At 57.6% G+C, this 18,851-nt stretch carries 17 protein-coding genes; 7 read left to right on the top strand and 10 right to left on the bottom strand.

Annotated features, from left to right (window positions below):
• Positions 1 to 30: 30 nt before the first annotated feature.
• The 3 genes from nrdA to ubiG all read right to left on the bottom strand — a co-directional run bounded on the left by nrdA (position 31) and on the right by ubiG (position 4,256).
• Positions 31 to 2,298, bottom strand: a complete 2,268-nt coding sequence (gene nrdA, locus AACX78_RS12890; RefSeq protein WP_017411669.1) for a class 1a ribonucleoside-diphosphate reductase subunit alpha — start codon at positions 2,296 to 2,298, stop codon at positions 31 to 33.
• 555 nt (positions 2,299 to 2,853) lie between these two features.
• Complete coding sequence (locus tag AACX78_RS12885) at positions 2,854 to 3,540, bottom strand: HAD family hydrolase (protein ID WP_159166430.1); 687 nt, start codon at positions 3,538 to 3,540, stop codon at positions 2,854 to 2,856.
• Positions 3,540 to 4,256: a bifunctional 2-polyprenyl-6-hydroxyphenol methylase/3-demethylubiquinol 3-O-methyltransferase UbiG gene (gene ubiG, locus AACX78_RS12880; protein WP_159166429.1), complete on the bottom strand. Its 717-nt coding sequence runs from the start codon at positions 4,254 to 4,256 to the stop codon at positions 3,540 to 3,542. The genes AACX78_RS12885 and ubiG overlap by 1 nt, the downstream gene beginning before the upstream one ends.
• A gap of 201 nt (positions 4,257 to 4,457) precedes the next feature.
• On the opposite strand from ubiG, the gene gyrA reads away from it, so the two are divergent.
• Entirely contained in the window at positions 4,458 to 7,259 is a 2,802-nt protein-coding gene (gene gyrA, locus AACX78_RS12875; protein WP_236556329.1) for a DNA topoisomerase (ATP-hydrolyzing) subunit A, read from the top strand.
• A 261-nt stretch (positions 7,260 to 7,520) separates the two neighbouring features.
• Positions 7,521 to 7,691: a hypothetical protein gene (locus AACX78_RS12870; protein ID WP_201302846.1), complete on the top strand. Its 171-nt coding sequence runs from the start codon at positions 7,521 to 7,523 to the stop codon at positions 7,689 to 7,691.
• Positions 7,692 to 7,774: 83 nt separating this feature from the next.
• Here AACX78_RS12870 and AACX78_RS12865 read toward each other — a convergent pair whose 3' ends face one another.
• The gene (locus AACX78_RS12865; protein WP_159166428.1) at positions 7,775 to 8,830 is read right to left on the bottom strand and encodes a PA0069 family radical SAM protein; all 1,056 of its coding nucleotides are present in this window, start codon (positions 8,828 to 8,830) and stop codon (positions 7,775 to 7,777) included.
• A gap of 176 nt (positions 8,831 to 9,006) precedes the next feature.
• Between AACX78_RS12865 and AACX78_RS12860 the strand changes: the two genes are divergently transcribed.
• The 5 genes from AACX78_RS12860 to rplT all read left to right on the top strand — a co-directional run bounded on the left by AACX78_RS12860 (position 9,007) and on the right by rplT (position 12,966).
• A complete protein-coding gene (locus AACX78_RS12860; protein WP_201302845.1) occupies positions 9,007 to 9,594 on the top strand; it encodes a tetratricopeptide repeat protein in 588 nt (195 codons plus the stop codon).
• Positions 9,595 to 9,829: 235 nt separating this feature from the next.
• Positions 9,830 to 11,758 carry a threonine--tRNA ligase gene (gene thrS, locus AACX78_RS12855; RefSeq protein ID WP_021138702.1) on the top strand — a complete coding sequence of 643 codons (1,929 nt, stop codon included), beginning with the start codon at positions 9,830 to 9,832 and terminating at the stop codon, positions 11,756 to 11,758.
• Positions 11,759 to 11,761: 3 nt separating this feature from the next.
• Positions 11,762 to 12,310, top strand: a complete 549-nt coding sequence (infC, locus tag AACX78_RS12850) for a translation initiation factor IF-3 (protein WP_011898682.1) — start codon at positions 11,762 to 11,764, stop codon at positions 12,308 to 12,310.
• Between the two features lie 86 nt (positions 12,311 to 12,396).
• Positions 12,397 to 12,594 (top strand): 50S ribosomal protein L35, encoded by a 198-nt coding sequence (rpmI, locus tag AACX78_RS12845; RefSeq protein ID WP_005315535.1) that lies wholly within the window; start codon positions 12,397 to 12,399, stop codon positions 12,592 to 12,594.
• A 15-nt stretch (positions 12,595 to 12,609) separates the two neighbouring features.
• Positions 12,610 to 12,966, top strand: a complete 357-nt coding sequence (gene rplT, locus AACX78_RS12840) for a 50S ribosomal protein L20 (protein ID WP_005300683.1) — start codon at positions 12,610 to 12,612, stop codon at positions 12,964 to 12,966.
• A 193-nt stretch (positions 12,967 to 13,159) separates the two neighbouring features.
• Here rplT and AACX78_RS12835 read toward each other — a convergent pair whose 3' ends face one another.
• From AACX78_RS12835 to AACX78_RS12810, 6 genes are all read right to left on the bottom strand, one after another.
• Positions 13,160 to 13,471 (bottom strand): hypothetical protein, encoded by a 312-nt coding sequence (locus AACX78_RS12835; RefSeq protein ID WP_159166427.1) that lies wholly within the window; start codon positions 13,469 to 13,471, stop codon positions 13,160 to 13,162.
• Entirely contained in the window at positions 13,471 to 14,859 is a 1,389-nt protein-coding gene (locus AACX78_RS12830; RefSeq protein WP_159166426.1) for a hypothetical protein, read from the bottom strand. The genes AACX78_RS12835 and AACX78_RS12830 overlap by 1 nt, the downstream gene beginning before the upstream one ends.
• Positions 14,860 to 15,533: 674 nt before the next feature.
• Positions 15,534 to 17,147 (bottom strand): hypothetical protein, encoded by a 1,614-nt coding sequence (locus AACX78_RS12825; protein WP_159166425.1) that lies wholly within the window; start codon positions 17,145 to 17,147, stop codon positions 15,534 to 15,536.
• On the bottom strand, positions 17,144 to 17,689 hold the full coding sequence (locus tag AACX78_RS12820) for a baseplate complex protein (RefSeq protein ID WP_159166424.1): 546 nt from the start codon (positions 17,687 to 17,689) through the stop codon (positions 17,144 to 17,146). The genes AACX78_RS12825 and AACX78_RS12820 overlap by 4 nt, the downstream gene beginning before the upstream one ends.
• A complete protein-coding gene (locus AACX78_RS12815; RefSeq protein ID WP_159166423.1) occupies positions 17,686 to 18,567 on the bottom strand; it encodes a hypothetical protein in 882 nt (293 codons plus the stop codon). The genes AACX78_RS12820 and AACX78_RS12815 overlap by 4 nt, the downstream gene beginning before the upstream one ends.
• On the bottom strand, positions 18,564 to 18,851 hold a 288-nt coding region (locus tag AACX78_RS12810), incomplete at its 5' end, for a tail fiber assembly protein (RefSeq protein ID WP_159166422.1). The genes AACX78_RS12810 and AACX78_RS12815, both read right to left, overlap by 4 nt.

Genomic DNA, 18,851 nt, shown 5'->3' with positions numbered 1-18,851 from the left:
TCCCGCCCGGTTGTCAGATCTTGCAATGGCTTATATTTTACAAGCCCCACCGGCACAACCGTCATCTTGCATATCGGCTTGTGCGTCATCTGCCCCATCACGGGTGTTGTGATAGTAGAGGGTCTTGAGGCCGTATTTGTAAGCGGTCAGCAGATCCTTGAGCAACTGCTTCATCGGTACCTTGTTGCCTTCGAAACGGGCGGGGTCGTAGTTGGTGTTGGCGGAGATCGCCTGATCCACAAACTTCTGCATGATACCGACCAGCTGCAGATAGCCATCGACGCTCGGTTGCTTCCAGAGCAATTCGTATTGATCTTTCAGGCGATGATACTCGGGCACCACCTGTTTGAGAATGCCATCCTTGGAGGCCTTGACCGAGACCAGGCCGCGCGGCGGCTCTATGCCGTTGGTGGCGTTGGAGATCTGGCTGGAAGTCTCGCTCGGCATCAGGGCGGTCAGGGTGGAGTTGCGCAGACCCACTGTCTTTATCTCTTCACGCAAGGTTTCCCAGTCCAGGTGCAGCGGCTCGTTGCACAGGTTGTCGAGATCCTTTTTATAGGTATCGATGGGCAAAATGCCCTGGGCATAGGTGGTCTCGTTGAACGCCGGGCAGGGGCCGAATTCGCGGGCCAGCTGCACGGAGGCTTTCAGCAGGTAGAACTGGATCGCCTCGAAGGTGCGGTGGGTCAGCGCCAGACCGGAGCCGTCGGAGTAGCGGGCGCCGTTCTTGGCCAGGTAGTAGGCGTAGTTGATGACGCCAATGCCCAGGGTGCGACGGTTCATGCTGCCTTTCTGGGCGGCCTTGAGCGGGTAGTCCTGATAGTCGAGCAGGGCATCCAGGGCGCGCACGGCCAGATCCGCCATCTCTTCCAGATCTTCCAGCTTCTCGATGGCGCCGAGGTTGAAGGCAGACAGGGTGCACAGGGCAATTTCGCCCTCTTCGTCATCCACGTTGTTGAGCGGCTTGGTGGGCAGTGCAATCTCGAGGCAGAGGTTGGACTGGCGTACCGGCGCCACGCTTGGATCGAACGGGCTGTGGGTGTTGCAGTGATCCACGTTCTGGATGTAGATGCGACCGGTGCCTGCGCGCTCCTGCATCATCAGCGAGAAGAGGTCGACCGCCTTGATGGTCTTCTTGCGAATGGCCGGATCCTGCTCGTATTTGACGTACAGCGCCTCGAACTTGTCCTGATCCGCAAAGAAAGCATCGTACAGGCCAGGGGCATCGGACGGGGAGAACAGGGTGATGTCGCCGCCCTTGATCAGGCGCTGGTACATCAGCTTGTTGATCTGCACGCCGTAGTCCATGTGACGGACCCGGTTCTCTTCCACGCCGCGGTTGTTTTTCAGGACCAGCAGGCTTTCCACTTCGGTGTGCCACAGCGGGTAGAAGAGGGTGGCCGCACCACCGCGTACGCCGCCTTGGGAGCAGCATTTGACCGCAGTCTGGAAGTACTTGTAGAAGGGGATGCAGCCGGTGTGGAAGGCTTCGCCGCCACGGATGGGGCTGCCCAGACCACGGATGCGACCGGCGTTGATGCCGATGCCGGCGCGCTGGGAGACATAACGGACGATGGCGCTGGCGGTGGCATTGATGGAATCCAGGCTGTCATCGCATTCGATCAGCACGCAGGAGCTGAACTGACGGGTCGGGGTACGCACACCGCTCATGATGGGGGTCGGCAGCGAAATTTTGAAGGTCGAAACCGCATCATAGAAACGCTTGATGTAGCTCAGACGGGTATCTTTCGGATACTTGGAGAAGAGGCAGGCCGCTACCAGTATGTAGAGAAACTGCGGGCTCTCGTAGATCTCGCCGGTGACGCGGTTCTGCACCAGGTACTTGCCTTCCAGCTGCTTGACGGCGGCGTAGGAGAAGTTCATGTCACGCCAGTGATCCAGGTGCTCGTTGAGCTCCTCGAATTCGGCCTGGGTGTAGTCGGTCAGCAGGTGCTTGTCATATTTGCCCATGTCTACCAGACGGGCGACGTGCTGGTAGAGGTGGGGCGGCTCGAACTGGCCGTAGGCTTTCTTGCGCAGGTGGAAGATGGCCAGACGGGCAGCCATGTACTGGTAATCCGGACTTTGCTCGGAGATCAGGTCAGCAGTGGCCTTGATGACGGTTTCGTGGATATCGGCGGTACGGATACCGTCATAGAACTGGATGTGGGACTTGAGTTCCACCTGGGAGACCGACACGTTGTCGAGCCCTTCGGCGGCCCAATCCAGCACGCGGTGAATTTTATCCAGATCGATGGGTTCTTTGTGGCCGTTACGCTTCGTCACAAACAAGTTCATTGGCTGATGACCTTCAGTTGATTCCCGAAAAACCATCGCACTGCGCTGGCCTCGGCGCCGTGAATGGCTGCGGGAGGTGGGGGCGTATTGTACGATGAATCACAAGATATAGTGTTATTTTGAGTTCGAGCTACAAGATAGTGAGGTCGCCCCCGCTTTGCAATCTGTGGATAAGGCATTAGCTGTGGATAAATTGTGGGTGTCGAGACCCATGTTAGTGGACGCTCACAGTGAGTGGGTTTTCATGCGTCCGATCCGGTAAATGCAAGTCTGATGATCGAACATGGAAAATTTAAATAACTTTTTTTGCTTGCGAAAACGGGGTGTTTTTACTAGCAAATTCAGTCTGGTTATCCCTTGTGCAGCAAGGGTCAAAAGGTGTCCTGTCCCAGTCTGTTGGCGGTTGCCAAACCGTAAAAAAGGGAGATCAATCCGGACCTCCCCTGGTCTCATCCTTGTGCCTGCAACGGTCGCCAATCGTGCTCATCTGGCCACCGATTGGCGATAAAGCTGCCTTTATTATCCATCAATCTGGCTGTCTGGCGGCAAACAGGATTAGCTCAGCTCGTAACGCAGCCAGTGGTGCAGAGCCTGCACGGTATCGAAGTGCAGATCCGCGCCCCAGTCGGCGGGATCCTCGTCATCACTCAGATAACCCCAGCCCGCGACGGCGGTGCGCATGCCCGCATTGCGGCCCGCCTCTATGTCACGCACATGATCCCCCACATAGAGGCAGTGGGCGGCGTCGACCCCCAACTGTTCACAGGCAAAGTACATGGGGGCAGGGTCGGGCTTGCGCACCGGCAGGGTGTCGGCACTCACAGTCACGCCGCAACTGGCAAGCTCGGGCAAGGCGGCCAGCAGCGGTTCGGTGAGAAAGCCCGGCTTGTTGGTGACTATGCCCCAGGGCAGTTTTTTCTCGTCCAGCCACTCGATGAGATTCACCATCCCCTCATAGGGTCGAGTGCCGACACAGAGGTTCGCCGCGTAGTAGTCGAGCAGGGCGGTGCGCAGGCGAGTGGCCCCCAGCTCCTCGAGCAGCTCGTCGCCAAGCCCGGCTTTGAGCAAGCCGAGCGCTCCGTGGGAGGTGGTCTGGCGGATAATGACGTCAGAGAGCGGCGCAAAGCCTTCGCTCACCAGCACATGGTTGACGGCGGCGCCCAAGTCCGGCGCCGTATCGAGCAAGGTGCCATCCAGGTCAAACAGCACACAGCGCAGCGGTACCGGCTTGTTATCGATCATCAGCCATGCTCCGGGCGGATGAACTCCACCATGTAGTTGACGTCGACATTTTTGCCAAGCTTGAACTGGTTGGAGAGCGGCGCGTAGTGCACCCCGCTCATGTCCCGTACCAAGAGGCCCGCTGCTTCACCCATGCGACACAGCTCGGCGGGGGTAATGAACTTCTTGTGATCGTGGGTCCCTTTGGGAACCATCTTCATCAGGTATTCGGCGCCGATGATCATCATCAGATAGGCTTTCGGATTGCGGTTGATGGTGGAGACGAACACCCGTCCGCCTGGGCGCACCAGGGTGGCGATGGCGCGCAGCACCGAAGCCGGATCCGGCACATGCTCCAGCATCTCCATGCAAGTAACCACGTCATACTGGCCAGGGGCCTGGTCTGCGTGCTCCTCCGCCGTCATCTGCTGGTATTGGAGTTCCACCCCTTGTTCCAGGGCGTGCAGGCGGGCGACCCCGAGCGGTTCCTTGCCCATGTCGATGCCGGTGACGTGAGCCCCCCGACGGGCCATGCTCTCGGAGAGAATGCCGCCACCGCAGCCGATGTCGAGGATGCGTTTGCCAAACAGGCCGCCGCTCTTGTCGGTGATCCAGTCAAGGCGCACCGGATTGATTTGATGCAGTGGCTTGAATTCGCCCTCCATGTCCCACCAGCGGGAGGCAATAGCTTCAAATTTGGCGATTTCTGTCAGATCGACATTGGCATCACTATTCATATTTTGTGGATCCTGTGGCAGGGCGCGCAGGTAGCAAGACTCGGGCGCAATCTATTGTCCTGGCGGGCATTATAACGGAGACACTTTGTCACACCAGCCCGACTTGTTAGCCGGATTTGTGGCTTAAGGTATTTGGCTCAGTGTGTTACCATGGCGCGCTGTTTAAGCCAAAGAACAACTAATTAGGGATTAAGGCTTTCTATGAGCGATCTGGCCAGAGAGATCACGCCGATCAACATCGAAGAAGAGCTCAAGAGTTCCTATCTTGATTACGCCATGAGCGTGATCGTAGGACGAGCTCTGCCGGATGTGCGTGATGGCTTGAAACCGGTTCACCGCCGCGTTCTGTTTGCTATGAACGAGTTGGGGAACGACTGGAACAAGCCCTATAAAAAATCGGCCCGTGTGGTCGGTGACGTAATTGGTAAATACCACCCGCACGGCGACAGTGCCGTGTATGACACCATTGTCCGCTTGGCGCAGGATTTCTCCATGCGTTACATGCTGGTCGATGGTCAGGGCAACTTCGGTTCGGTCGACGGCGACAGCGCCGCCGCCATGCGTTACACCGAAGTGCGGATGGCCCGCATCTCCCACGAGCTGCTGGCCGATCTGGACAAAGAAACCGTGGATTGGGTGCCCAACTATGATGGCACCGAGATGATCCCGGCTGTCATGCCCACCAAGGTGCCCAACCTGCTGGTCAACGGTTCATCCGGTATCGCGGTGGGCATGGCGACCAACATTCCTCCTCACAACCTCACCGAGATAGTGAACGGTTGTCTGGCGCTTATCGAGAATGGCAATCTCACCATCGATGAGTTGATGACCTACATCACAGGGCCTGATTTCCCCACCGGCGCTATCATCAACGGTCGTGCTGGCATAGTGCAGGCCTACCGTACCGGTCGTGGCTCCGTCTATGTGCGTGCCAAAGCCGAAGTGGAAGTGGACGACAAGACCAGTCGCGAGACCATCATCGTTCACGAGCTGCCTTATCAGGTGAACAAGGCGCGGTTGATCGAGAAGATCGCCGAGCTGGTCAAAGAGAAGAAGGTCGAGGGCATCAGTGCCCTGCGCGATGAGTCTGATAAAGACGGCATGCGCATCGTTATCGAGATCAAACGTGGCGAGTCTGGCGAGATTGTGCTGAACAATCTCTACAAGCACACCCAGCTGCAGACCACGTTCGGCATCAACATGGTGGCGCTCGATAACAACCAGCCCAAGGTGATGAACCTTAAAGACATTCTGGATGCGTTCCTGCTGCACCGCCGTGAGGTCGTGACCCGCCGGACCGTGTTCGAGCTGCGCAAGGCGCGGGATCGGGCTCACATCCTTGAAGGTCTGGCCGTCGCGCTGGCCAACATCGACCCCATCATAGAGCTGATCCGTCACTCCGATACGCCCGCAGACGCCAAAGCCAAACTGGTTGCCCGCGGTTGGGAGCTCGGCAACGTGGCCGCCATGCTGGAAAAAGCAGGCGACGACGCGGCCCGCCCCGAGTGGCTGGAGCCGGAATTCGGCATCCGTGAAGGTCAATATTTCCTGACCGAGCAGCAAGCCCAGGCCATCCTTGACCTGCGTCTGCACAAGTTGACCGGCCTCGAGCACGGCAAGATCCTGGAAGAGTATCAATCTCTGCTGGATCTGATTGCCGAGCTGCTGTTCATCCTGGCAAGCCCGGAACGGTTGATGGAAGTGATCCGCGATGAACTGCTGGCCGTGCGCGAGCAGTATGGCGACGAACGTCGCACCGAGATCAGCGCCTCCAGCGCCGAGATCAACATCGAAGATTTGATCACGCCGGAAGACGTGGTGGTTACCCTGTCTCACCAGGGTTACGTGAAATACCAGCCGATCACCGACTACGAGGCCCAGCGCCGCGGTGGTCGTGGCAAGTCGGCCACCCGGATCAAGGAAGAGGACTTTGTGGAACGTCTGCTGGTGGCCAACACCCATGACACCATTCTGTGCTTCTCCACCCGTGGCAAGGTCTACTGGCTGAAGGTGTATCAGCTGCCGGAGGCGTCCCGTGGCGCCCGTGGTCGTCCGATCATCAACTTGCTGCCGCTGGAAGAGGGTGAACGTATCACCGCCATCCTGCCGGTCAAAGAGTATGCCGACGACAAGTACGTCTTCTTCGCTACCGCTGATGGTACCGTGAAGAAAACCAGCCTGTCTGCGTTCAGCCGTCCGCTTTCCTCCGGTATTCGTGCCATCAACCTCAAAGAGGGTGATGAGTTGATCGGGGTGGACATCACAGATGGCAGCAACGAGATCATGCTGTTCTCCGATGCGGGCAAGGTGGTTCGCTTCAATGAAGGTAGCGGCCGCGCCGATGCAGCCGATGCTGATGTCAGCGATGATGTCGACGGGTATGACGAGAGTGTCATTGACGCTGGCAACGACGATGATGGCAGCGAGAGTACCGAAAGCAAGGGTACCTTCAAGGGTGTGCGTCCCATGGGCCGTACCGCCGGTGGGGTACGCGGTATCCGTCTGCTCAACGGCGACAAGGTGGTTTCCCTGATCGTCCCCCGTGGCGAGGGCGCCATCCTGACAGCGACCGAGAACGGTTACGGCAAGCGTACCGCGCTGACCGAGTACCCGACCAAGAGCCGTGGTACTCAGGGCGTTCGCTCCATCAAGGTGGACGAGCGTAACGGCAAGGTGATCGATGCGATCCAGGTCGACGATACCGACCAGATCATGCTTATCACCAATGGCGGCACCCTGGTACGTACTCGTGTCTCCGAAGTGAGCATCATAGGCCGCAACACAGGTGGTGTTCGTCTGATCCGTACCGGTGAAGATGAAACCGTGGTTGGCCTGCAGCGCATTGCCGAGAGCGATGAGGAAGAGAACGACGTCATGGCCATTGACGGTGAGGTGTCTGAAGGCACTGAAACTGCTATTGATGGGAAAAAGGAAAGGCGATATCGCCATTGCGAGTGCTCAGGTTACAATCAACCTTTGCCACCCCCCCCTGATTATTCCTGATAACTGAAGTGTTAAAAGAGCGACCCTTGGGTCGCTCTTTTTATTGCTGTTTTGTGCCTTGCTGCTGCTTTTACATCCGCCTCTGGGAGCCAGCTGATTGGGCCCGCTTTGATTCCTCTGCATTACCGCACTCCCTCAATTTACCCCAAATCCTTCATGCTGGTGTCATCTCGCTGTCATTGGGCGGGGCCAAGCTGCCCCTTGTACTCAACAAGCATGCCAAGCGGGCCTGGCGCCTGCATCCATCAACAGGAGCATCTTATGACTAGCTGGGTAATGTGGGAGATCTGGTGGAGCCGGGTATGGGGCGAACATCAGCAAGGATCGCTGACAGAGGCGCATGAGGATGAAGTGGCCCATGAGCCTGCACGACTGCCCGCCGAATTGACTGCACAGGGTAAGGGCACGTACGCGCCTCGGCCAAGGGGTTGATGCCCTGCTTGTCGGCATGGTTCACCTTGTGGTGCGCCGATTAAGGGGAGGCGTTGTGATCCTTGCTGATGCTGTCGGGGTGATCAGAAGAGCCGCAGTTGTTCACCCGGGCGGATAAAGCCGTCCCGCTGCAGCTGAAGATGGCGCTTGCCCAAGCCCAAACGCTTGTTGATGAGCCGAAAGCGCTGGGCGAGCAAGTCCGCAAACTGGCCCTCACCGCGCATGCGGGCGCCAAAGGCGGGGCTGTTGAGCCTGCCATCCCGACTGGCTCGCAGCTGGTTCAGGATGGCCTCCTTCTGGCCGGGGTAGTGCTCTTCCAGCCAGTCGCTGAACAGTGTGGTTAGCTCGTGGGGCAATCGCAGCAGTATGTAGTCGGCGCTCTGGGCACCGGCTTCGGCTGCCGCCTTGATGATCTGCTCGAGCTCAGGTTCGTTGAGGCGCGGGATCATGGGCGCCGCCAGCACGCCGACCGGTACTCCTGCCTGTGCCAGCTTTTCAATCACCTTGAGCCGACCCGTGCCTGTGCTGGCCCTGGGTTCCAGCTGACGGCGCAAGGTTTCATTTAATGTCGTCACCGACACCATCACCTGACAGAGTCCCTCCCGAGCCAGTTCGGCCAGCAGATCGAGGTCGCGCAATATCATGGCGCTCTTGGTGATGATACCGACCGGATGGCGATGGGCCTGCATCACTTCCAGCAATTTGCGGGTGAGGCGATAGTGATGCTCGATGGGCTGGTAAGGATCGGTATTTGCCCCCAGCACGATAGTGTCCGGCTGGTAGCCGGGTTTGGCAAACTCCCGGCGCAACAGCTCGGCGGCATTGAGCTTGGCAAACAGCCTGGTCTCGAAGTCGAGACCGGGGGATAGCTCCAGATAGGCGTGACTCGGTCTGGCATAGCAGTAGATGCAGCCATGTTCGCAGCCCTGATAGGGGTTGATGGAGCGACCAAAGGGCACATCCGGCGAGCGGTTGTAACTGATGATGCTGCGGGCGGTTATCTCCTTCACCTCGGTGCGGGGATCACTGGCGGCAAATGCCGCTTCCCACTCGGGTTGAGCCCAGCCGTCATCGACTGCGTCGACCCGCTGGCCGCTGAAGCGGTGATCAACATTGTGGAAACTGCCTCGTCCTGCCATAGCGTCACACTAACACTGTTCATATATACAGTTATCTTGCAAGCCTCAGTGCCAAAATACAAGCTCTCGCCATCGCTTCCTTGCTTAAAACAGCATGACAAATGGATCTCTTGCTTGATCCCCCTGATACATTTCGTTTACATAGACAAAATGCGAACTGGATCACGGAAATCATCATGAAACCCATTGTCTCCCGCTGGCTGTTTATCGGTGTACTTGGCCTGGTCATCTGGCGGCTGATCCCGCTCTCCACCGATCAGGAGCTGGCATCGGCCAATCGAGCCTGGCGTAGCGGCCAGTTCGAGACGGCGATAAAGATCTGGCAACCGCTGGCCGAGGAGGGGATCCCCCGGGCTCAGGCGATGATGGGTTGGAGCCACGAGGTGGGGCAGGGCACAGCGCAGGACATGGAGCAAGCCATCAGCCTTTATCGCCAGTCGGCGCAGGCCGGAGACGCTTTTGGCCAATACCGGCTGGCGGAGGTCTATCTGCGCGGCGCCGGGGTGAAGCGGGACCTGCGGGAGGCATTTCACTGGATGGAGCTGGCGGCCCGCAACGGTGACGTGCCCGCCATGCTCAAAGTCGGTGTGCTGCACCTGATGGGGGTGAGTGGTCGGGTCGATCTGCCCCAGGCCAAGCAGTGGCTCTATCAGGCTTCGCAGAAGGGCAACAAGCTTGCATTGAAGGTGTTGGAGGAGCTCGCCCTGGCCGAGGAGGGGAGCAGTACCTTCGATTTCAACTGGCAACCCCTGCTGGGTGAGTGACTGGCAAGCGATTCATTTGGTTGTAGAAAATCTCACCAAACTCGATACAGCCCCGCCTACTTCTGGTAGCATGGTCCGGTTTTTGGTTTGCCTTGTGCCGTTAAGCAAGCTGTTTGCGTCGCAGTGCACCTCTGCAAAGTGCTGTAGAGAGCCAGAACATCACCCTTTTTGAATGATTTTTTCCATCCCGCATGTGCCCTTTGGTAGGGGGCACCACTGTATAAGGAAACACACAATGCCAATCATTACTCTGCCTGACGGCAGCCAACGTCAATTTGCCCACTCCGTTTCCGTCATGGACGTGGCCGCGGACATAGGTCCGGGTCTCGCCAAGGCGTGCATTGCCGGTCGGGTAAACGGTGAACTGGTGGATGCCTGCGAGCTCATTGAAGCCGATGCCTCCCTGGCCATCATCACCGCCAAAGACGAAGAAGGTCTGGACATACTGCGCCACTCCTGTGCTCACCTGCTGGGTCATGCCATCAAGCAACTCTGGCCCCAGACCAAGATGGCCATCGGTCCTGTCATCGATAACGGTTTCTACTACGACATCGATCTGGATCGCACCCTGACCGACGACGATCTGGCTGCCCTGGAAGAGCGCATGCTGGCGCTGGCCGCCAAGGATTACGACGTCATCAAGAAAAAAGTCTCCTGGCAGGAAGCGCGCGACGTGTTCGAAGCCCGTGGCGAGACTTACAAGGTCGAGATCCTGGATCAGAATATTGCCCGTGATGACCAGCCAGGTCTGTATCATCACGAAGAGTACGTCGATATGTGTCGTGGCCCGCACGTGCCCAACATGCGTCACTGCCACCACTTCAAATTGCAGAAAATGTCTGGCGCCTACTGGCGTGGCGATTCCAACAACAAGATGCTGCAGCGCATTTACGGCACTGCCTGGGCTGACAAGAAGCAGCTCAAAGGCTACCTGCAGCGTCTGGAAGAGGCGTCCAAGCGCGACCACCGCAAGATAGGCAAGCAGCTCGACCTGTATCACATGCAGGAAGAAGCGCCTGGCATGGTGTTCTGGCACAACGATGGCTGGACCATCTTCCGTGAGCTGGAAACCTTCATCCGTGGCAAGCTCAAAGAGTACGACTATCAGGAAGTGAAGGGTCCCTTCATGATGGACAGGGTGCTGTGGGAGCGTTCAGGCCACTGGGAGAAGTATGCCCAGGCCATGTTCACCACCCAGTCCGAAAACCGCGAATACGCCATCAAGCCGATGAACTGCCCGGGTCACGTGCAGATCTTCAACCAAGGTCTGAAGTCCTACCGCGATCTGCCGCTGCGCATGGCCGAGTTCGGCTCCTGCCACCGCAACGAGCCGTCCGGTTCCCTGCATGGTCTGATGCGGGTGCGTGGTTTTACTCAGGATGACGCCCACATCTTCTGTACCGAAGAGCAGATCATGGAAGAGGTGTCTGCCTGTATCCGTATGGTCTATGACGTCTACGGTACCTTTGGTTTTGAAAATATCGTGGTCAAGCTCTCAACCCGTCCTGAGCAACGTATCGGTTCCGATGAAGCCTGGGATCGCGCCGAGGCCGCCTTGGCCGAAGCCCTGGTGCTGAACGGTCTGAAATACGATCTGCAGCCGGGCGAGGGGGCTTTCTACGGTCCCAAAATCGAATTTACCCTGCATGATTGCCTTGATCGTGCTTGGCAGTGTGGTACCGTGCAGCTCGACTTTGCCCTGCCTGGACGTCTGGGTGCCACGTATGTGGGTGAAGACAACGAACGCCACGTACCGGTGATGATCCACCGGGCCATTCTGGGTTCACTCGAGCGTTTCATCGGTATTCTGACCGAAGAGTACGCCGGACTGTTCCCGACTTGGTTGGCTCCGACTCAGGCTGTGGTCATGAATATCACAGATAATCAGGCCGATTATGCGGTAAAAGTAGCCAAAGCATTGAATGATGCGGGTCTTCGCGCAAAAGCGGACTTGAGAAATGAGAAGATTGGCTTTAAAATCCGCGAGCATACTTTGAAGCGAGTACCTTTCATGCTGGTCTGCGGCGATAAAGAAGTTGAAGCCGGTAAGATTGCAGTACGGACTCGTAAAGGGGCTGACCTGGGCACTTATCCTGTTGAAGAGCTAGTTGCTCTGTTGACCCAGGAAGTTCAGACCCGCGGACAAAAGAAAGTGGAGGAATAAGCTATAAAAGGCGGAAAAAAACTGGGCAAGCAACCGCAAGCCCGCGCTCACCGGATCAATACCGAGATTCGTCTGAAAGAAGTTCGTCTCACTGGTATTGACGGAGAGCCTTTGGGTGTCGTCGAGATCCATGATGCACTGAACTTGGCCCTTGAGGCTGGAGTAGATCTGGTCGAGATCAGTCCTAACGCTGAACCGCCCGTTTGCCGCATCATGGATTACGGCAAATTCCTCTACGAAAAGAGCAAAACAACCAAAGAACAGAAGAAAAAGCAGAAAGTCGTCCAGGTCAAGGAAATCAAATTCCGTCCTGGTACTGACGAAGGCGACTATCAGGTAAAACTACGCAACCTGGTTCGCTTTCTAGAAGACGGGGACAAGGCTAAGGTCACCCTGCGCTTCCGTGGTCGTGAAATGGCTCACCAGGATCTTGGTATCAAGGTGCTGGAGCGCGTCAAGAACGATCTGGAAGAGTTGGCCGTAGTGGAGTCGTTCCCGAAAGTCGAAGGCCGTCAAGCTGTGATGGTCCTCGCACCCAAGAAGAAATCTTAAGGCCCACAAGAAATTGACTCATGGGTTCGCGCCCATGATTCGGTTCGCCTTGCGATTTTGTTGTCACTCACAATGCGGAGTATGAAATGCCGAAGATGAAAACCAACCGGGGTGCTGCAAAGCGCTTCAAAAAGACTGGCTCGGGTCGCTTCAAGTGCAAGCATAACCACCTGCGTCACATCCTGACCAAGAAGAGCAGCAAGCGTAAGCGCAAGCTGGGACCGAAGTTCATGGTTTCCGCTGCCGACCACAAACGTGTTGTCGCTTGTCTGCCGTACGCATAAGGGGGGATGTAAAAAATGCCAAGAGTTAAACGTGGTGTGACTGCTCGAGCTCGTCACAAGAAAGTAATGAAAGCCGCCAAAGGTTACTACGGCGCCCGTTCCCGTGTTTACCGCGTAGCGGTACAAGCGGTAACCAAAGCTGGTCAGTATGCCTACCGTGACCGTCGCCAGAAAAAGCGTCAGTTCCGTCAGCTGTGGATTGCGCGTATCAACGCTGCAGCCCGTCAGAACGGTCTGTCCTACAGCCGTCTGATCAACGGTCTGAAGAAGGCTTCTATCGAGATCGATCGCAAGATCCTGTCCGATATCGCTGTTCACGACAAGTTGGCTTTCACCGCCCTGGTTGAAAAGGCTAAAGCAGCACTGGTTTAATCCGGTTCTGTTATGAAAGATAAAAGGAGGCTCAGGCCTCCTTTTTTGTATTCGTAAGTCACTGTTTTTAATGGGCTTTAAATTGATAGTGTCCACATTCTGTCCCTGTTCAAACGGGTTTCACGCAAATGACCACATTGAGAAACTAAAAAGCCCCGACATTGCTGGGGCTGCGTTCTGGACCACGACTGACTCAAAGAAGGAGTGTTGCGAGGCAGGCCGCCAAGAAAACAAAACTCATCAGGGTTGATAGGACAACAAGCCAGCGCAGTCCGGTAGGGCACTTGTAACGTTTTGAATCGAACATCAGTGCGACCCCATACCGATGAAATCTTGTAAAGCGATTAACGAACCACTGACTTTCAAACTTTGGGTTATCAGACATAAACTGGTCTAGCTTTGGGGTCATAAAAATCATCAGTAACAGTGTGAATGGTAAAGTAAAAAAAACGCCTAACAAAATTAGGCTGCTTATCGCCCCGATTAACTCCAGTGTTTCAGTCATCAAAAGCTACCTTTCATTTTGTAAAAGACATCCACAACTTTTTCCGCGCCTTTATCTGCGGTATCAGAAAGCACTTCGCCAACCTGAGCTCCCATTTCACTGAATTTATCGCCAGCATAAAATCCGCCAGCTACTGCACCACCGATACCAATTACTGCGATAACAGGGGCAGATAGAACAACGCCAAAGGCGATGGCAACACCGCTAGCAACGCCGATTGCGATCGTCCCTCCTACCTCTGCTCCCCAGATACCCCCCCCAATAGCACCACTGAAACGGCCAATTTCACGAGCTGTTGTCTTTTGGCACTGAATGCCTTCAGTACATGCGTGATGAATTTTGGTTAATCCTGTCGCTGCATCAAGCCCGATACTGACATATCCAATCCGGTTTGCACCTGCAACAAACTTACTCATATGGGCAATTCGATCACCAAGAGCGGGGACCTCTCCATTGCGTGATACGGTGCGCCAGTTATGAAGCACCGATTTTGTGGACAGTCCTAAGCGCCCTTTTAGTGTGCTGTAATCTGAAATACTGACCCCAGATATGGCTAGTTTCGAAAGGTAGCCATCTAGCTTACTGAATAGTATTTGTCTTTGTAGGAAAAACTCAGGTGGGAATGGCTTCCCTTTGCTACTACCGGCATGAACGACATACAGGGTGTTGAGTTCTTTGAGAACATTTTGTACTTGCTCCAACTTTTTGGATGCCGCAGTGCTAATGGCTCCAAATGTTGCTGATGTGGTGCTCAGGTCATGAGCTGCAATCCAGTCAAATATGTCAAAGTGTCGCTTGAGAGTTGCCGCTTCTTCTGGGGTTAATTTCTGCAGGGCTTTGCTTGCTGCTTTAGCTTGTGTCTTAAGTAGGATCAGCCTGTCTTTCTCTGCCAATGTTTTAGGGTTATTAGCCAGAATTACAATTTCTCCTGGCAGTACCATGTCTTGCAGGTGTTCGTTGTGTCGCTTAAACAGCGACTGTTGCTGAAAGTTCATACCTGAGCCATACAGCATCTTATAGATAGCATCTTTGCTTTGGTGGAATTCATTCCAGTAGTACCCGACATCAAAGACTTCGAGTGGCGGTTCCTGAGTCTTGGGCATCAGCTTACTCACTGTTGGCTCAGGTTCTGGTTTAGGTGACGGTGTAGGGGAGTGGCCAAACCCGCTCGATGGGGTTTGCTTGGCTTTGTAGGCTTCCTCAATGGTGCGACGAAATTCGTCAGAACCTGTTACCTGTAGTTTGCCGTCTACCAGTTTCACGCAGCTGTCGCGATCGCCAGCTCTTCCTACCGTGACACGACTGCCGTCTCTGGTGCTTCCTTTATCTGGGCCCTGTATCCTGACAAACTCGTCTAGATTCAGCTCATTGATGTTCTTGGCCGCCATGGCTCCCCCGATTTTTAGTCAGTTCTTTTTGTGAGCCGGCAGTCTGCCACAGGTTCGGATGAGAACAAAACTCAAGCTGGTTGACAGAAAAAGCTTATTTCCCGCAGGGTAAGCCAACTAGTGCATCAAGGTAGTGTTGCATTTTCAAAATTTCAGTTATCAGATTAGCTCTTGCAACACGTAACTATCTGAAATAAAACGCCTTATCGCTATTTTCAGCAGCAAACGAGATCCTTCCCGATCATTCAAATTCCCACGGAAAGTACGATCATCCCAATATATTCAATAGGTTACGTTTTCAGCACGGCTATCCAGAGCCCCTCCAGACTGTAAAAAACCGCAAAAAGGATCCTTCTTTGCAGATCCTAACCTTGCCTCAGATCCTTTATCTGGCGCGGTCTGGGCGTATGGTTTTGCGGTAATCCACTTTTGCAAAAAATTTTATTGATGCGGCGCGCAGGCGGGAGCGGAAGAGCGCGGTTTCCGTGACGCAGACGCGGCGGTGGGCGTCGTCGCGATGCGCTGGCAGGCTGTGAGCTCGTGCAGGATTCACGTATGATGCAGCGCTGCCAGATGGTTGCCTCTTCATGCGGCGCCATTCCCTGGCCATGCTCAGGCGCTGTCAGGCAGATAGAAGAAGGCCCCACATTGTGGGGCCTTCTTCGCTTGGTGACTTACTCGATGATGGGGGATAGCTGGCTGGACAGCTGCTTGGCCTGCTGGCCATGCCCTGTCATGGCCCCGCTGTTACCAGGGACCGGCCCACTGCCGTGGGTGTGGCTGGCAGTGGCAGCGGCGAGCTGCTCCACCACGTTCATCAGCTGCAGCAGCAGCCGGAAGATGTTCACACCATCTGTGCCCATCCACGAACGGGGCGCCTCCAGGTGTTGCAGTTCGCCGGCAACGCTTCGGCGCAGCTGGCCGACCACCTCGACCAGATCCCCCGCTGTGGTCAGGCTCATGTTGCCGAGACTCGCCAGGGTGAGATCATCACCGGTCAGCAGCTCGATGGCCCCCAGCGCCTCAATGAGCTTTAACCCGCCCACCTCCTCAATGCTGTGTTGGTCCACCTGCAGCCGATGCTGGCCATGTTCCCCCAGGTAGTCGTCACTCTGGTGGTGCATCAGCAGGGCGCGGTCATGCAGGCGCCGGTCAGTGTGGCGGCTCTGGTTGCCCACGGTATCGGTGCGGCTGAATACCTCGGCCCGCTGTTGCTGCAGTTGCTCCCCCGGGGTGATGTCCGGCAGGGCCCAGCCACTGCCAAGCACTGTGCGGATAAAGGGGCGGTCAGCCCGTCCAAAGGCAAAGCCCAGCTCAACCAAGGTCCCTTCGAGGGGGAACTGCAGCAGGCCCTGTTCCTGCCCGCCGAACTGTACCGGCAGCGGCACCGCTCGATAAAGGGGCGCGGCCTTGTCCGGCTGGCCATCCTCGCCCAGCAGTTGCACGTCCACCGCATAGCGGGGACGAAACGGGTCATTGAGCTGGCCAGCGCTTGCTTGGTCGCTGATGGCCTCGACCCGCCCGAACTTGGGCAGGTGCATCTTGTCCGCCAGCTCCGGGAACTCTCCCTCTATCTTGCGCCGCTCTGGCGACTTACTGGTCTTGCCCTGGGTGGCGGTGGTCAGGGTCATCTCGTCACCCTTGAGCCGCACCCGCATCACCCGCTTGCCGTTGATGATGGTGCCGGGGCGGATGGCTGGCACCGGCGACAGGGTCAGGGTGTCGCCTGCCTGGCGGCCTGACCAGGCCGGATCGAGTGTCACCTCCTTGCCCGCCCAGCGGCTGTGGGCGTGGCTCCCCACAAAGATGGCGCCATCGGGTTGCTGGTACCAGACAAAGTCCGGCACCTCAAAGGCGCGGCCGGCGTTGTCGAGCAGCTGATAGCCGGTGCCGGCGCTGGTGAAATTGGGGATCGGCCGGTCGGTGTAGTCGCAGCCCTGGGGCAGCAGAAAGGTCAGCCCGGTCTGGTCGGTCAGCCAGGCCAACAGGCCGCGCAGGGTGGCGTGTTGTTGGCTGACCGGCAGCCGAGTGCCCAAGGCGCCGGCCAGCTCGCGGCACAGCAGCTTGCTGGCGCCATTGGCTGCGGGCTGTACGTCGTACACATAACCGGTGAACCAGCGGCGCAGGTCGCCGTTGTAGCCAGTGTCCAGGGTAAAGATCTGTCCCTTGCTGGCCGTCCCCTCAATGGTCAGGGCAGCGCGGCCGCCGGCGTTGAGGTCCAGCACCAGATCGTGATCGACCAGGTGCACCGGCTGGCCGGCGAGGGTCAGGGAAGTCGATAGCTTCATGCCAGTACATCATCCATCGGTTTGAGCACATAGCGCTCGAAGCTGCTGAGATCCGGCTCGCCATCCCCCTTGCCACCACCGCCCTTGGCGGCGCTGGTGTTGTCGGTGCCCTGGCCCACGGTCGGGGCTGCCTTTGGCAGGCGCTGTTCGCGCTTCTCCGGTACCGAGTTGAACTCCTTCAAGGTGAACTGCACCTGCCAGGCCAGCAGCCCCTCTTGTTCGCTCGCGGTGATGCGCCCGGCAAACTTGGCCTGGCGCACCTTCACCGATTTGGCCAAGAGCGACCCGACCCGGTAGACGTGGCGCTTGCCGCCGTTCCCCTTGGCATCGGCCAGCTCAAACAGCCGGCTCAGCATGCGCTCTTCCTTGAACGGGATCAGGCCGGAGACGTCGATCTCTTTGCCCTTGGCACCTTGTTCGGCGCTGCTGGTCGAGCTGGTCTGGCCGCTTTGGTCCTTGTCCTGAAACTGCATCGATGCAGACACCCGCATCGACTTCATGATGATGGGCTCGCCATCGAGGGTCAGCATGGCTTGGCTCATGGGGTTAACTCCTGCCAGAAAGTGAGCGGGGAAGGGGAGAGCAGCAGGGCGCCAACCGTCATGCTCTGGCTGTGGTCAGGGGGCGCACTTTGGCCGAGCTGGGTGGCCAGGTTGGCCGCATCCCCCCGGCCCTGCCAGTGCCAGAGCATGCCGGACAGTGCGGACAGCTGGGCCAGTGCCTCGGCGAGCGTTTCCAGGCGGGCAGTGCGGCGGGTGGCCAGGGCCTGCAATCTGGCAATCGGGGTCTTGCTGTCGCGGGCGAGGCTTTCCAGCTGGACCAGCTCGGCCCCCAGCGCCATGCGGGCCGTGCGCAGCGGTGACCAGGTCAGCGGCTCATCGGCGCGCCAGCGTGGCACCTTGGCCGCCGTGGGCTGGCTCATGGTGTCGTTGTTGGCGGTGAGGCGGCGCAAAGCCGCGCACCACTCGGGCAGTGGCAGCAAGGCACAAAGGATTGCCAGCTGCTGGGCCAGGCCATCGGCGCTGTTACCAGTCACCAGCCAGGCGAGGGCGTGCAGCTGGCCGCTGGGCAGGCGCGGGTCGGCCCCGTCTTGCAGCTTGGCGGTCAGGGTGGCCACCGCCTTGGGGGCAGAGAGGTGGTACTGGTTGCCCTGCTGCTCGCCCACCCCGTGTTGGTAAGGGGTGACGGTGAGGCAGCGGCCGGTCACCAGCAGCCGGTCGAGATCACTGCGCAGGCCCGCCAGTGCGGCTGCTGCCTCGCTTAACGGGTGGCGCCGGTACTGGGCGCGTGCCGCAAGCCCCTGCAGTCGACCCATGGCGCTGGATTGGGTGGTGGGCAGTTGGCCGAGTACGCCCAGGGCGCGGCGGTGCAGGCTGGCGGCACTGGCCGGCCACTGTAGCGGCCCTTGCGTCCAACTCATTGCGGCGCCTCTGGCCAGCTGACCTCGGTGGGCCAGTCATCGCTTTGTGGCAGACGGTAGAGGGTGACCCGGTAGCGCTGCCAGGCGGTGAGCCGTTCGCGCTCAGCGTCGCTGATGATGCCAAGGGCGTCTGCATCCTCCAGCGGCGCCATGGCGCGGGCCGCCTGTTGCAGCTTATCCGTCAGGATGGCCTGTTGCTGGGCCTCGGTCGGCGGTGGCGGGGTGATCACCTCAATGGGACCAAACTCGCCAAACATGGCCCGGCTGTAGAGTTCGCGGCCATG

It is taken from the genome of Aeromonas sp. 9A (assembly GCF_963900955.1).
GTDB classification, from domain to species: Bacteria; Pseudomonadota; Gammaproteobacteria; order Enterobacterales; family Aeromonadaceae; genus Aeromonas; species Aeromonas salmonicida.
The sequence above is the reverse complement of the archived record's forward strand: the minus strand, read 5'-3'. Positions and strand labels throughout refer to the sequence as shown.

Bases quoted from the DNA above. Each gene is read 5' to 3' on its own strand.
- AACX78_RS12860 (WP_201302845.1), top strand. From the start codon at position 9,007: ATGAAACCCATTGTCTCCCGCTGGCTGTTTATCGGTGTACTTGGCCTG.
- gyrA (WP_236556329.1), top strand. From the start codon at position 4,458: ATGAGCGATCTGGCCAGAGAGATCACGCCGATCAACATCGAAGAAGAG.
- AACX78_RS12825 (WP_159166425.1), bottom strand. From the start codon at position 17,147: ATGAAGCTATCGACTTCCCTGACCCTCGCCGGCCAGCCGGTGCACCTG.
- thrS (WP_021138702.1), top strand. From the start codon at position 9,830: ATGCCAATCATTACTCTGCCTGACGGCAGCCAACGTCAATTTGCCCAC.
- AACX78_RS12830 (WP_159166426.1), bottom strand. From the start codon at position 14,859: ATGGCGGCCAAGAACATCAATGAGCTGAATCTAGACGAGTTTGTCAGG.
- AACX78_RS12835 (WP_159166427.1), bottom strand. From the start codon at position 13,471: ATGACTGAAACACTGGAGTTAATCGGGGCGATAAGCAGCCTAATTTTG.
- nrdA (WP_017411669.1), bottom strand. From the start codon at position 2,298: ATGAACTTGTTTGTGACGAAGCGTAACGGCCACAAAGAACCCATCGAT.
- ubiG (WP_159166429.1), bottom strand. From the start codon at position 4,256: ATGAATAGTGATGCCAATGTCGATCTGACAGAAATCGCCAAATTTGAA.
- AACX78_RS12815 (WP_159166423.1), bottom strand. From the start codon at position 18,567: ATGAGTTGGACGCAAGGGCCGCTACAGTGGCCGGCCAGTGCCGCCAGC.
- AACX78_RS12820 (WP_159166424.1), bottom strand. From the start codon at position 17,689: ATGAGCCAAGCCATGCTGACCCTCGATGGCGAGCCCATCATCATGAAG.
- AACX78_RS12870 (WP_201302846.1), top strand. From the start codon at position 7,521: ATGACTAGCTGGGTAATGTGGGAGATCTGGTGGAGCCGGGTATGGGGC.
- rplT (WP_005300683.1), top strand. From the start codon at position 12,610: ATGCCAAGAGTTAAACGTGGTGTGACTGCTCGAGCTCGTCACAAGAAA.
- AACX78_RS12865 (WP_159166428.1), bottom strand. From the start codon at position 8,830: ATGGCAGGACGAGGCAGTTTCCACAATGTTGATCACCGCTTCAGCGGC.
- rpmI (WP_005315535.1), top strand. From the start codon at position 12,397: ATGCCGAAGATGAAAACCAACCGGGGTGCTGCAAAGCGCTTCAAAAAG.
- AACX78_RS12885 (WP_159166430.1), bottom strand. From the start codon at position 3,540: ATGATCGATAACAAGCCGGTACCGCTGCGCTGTGTGCTGTTTGACCTG.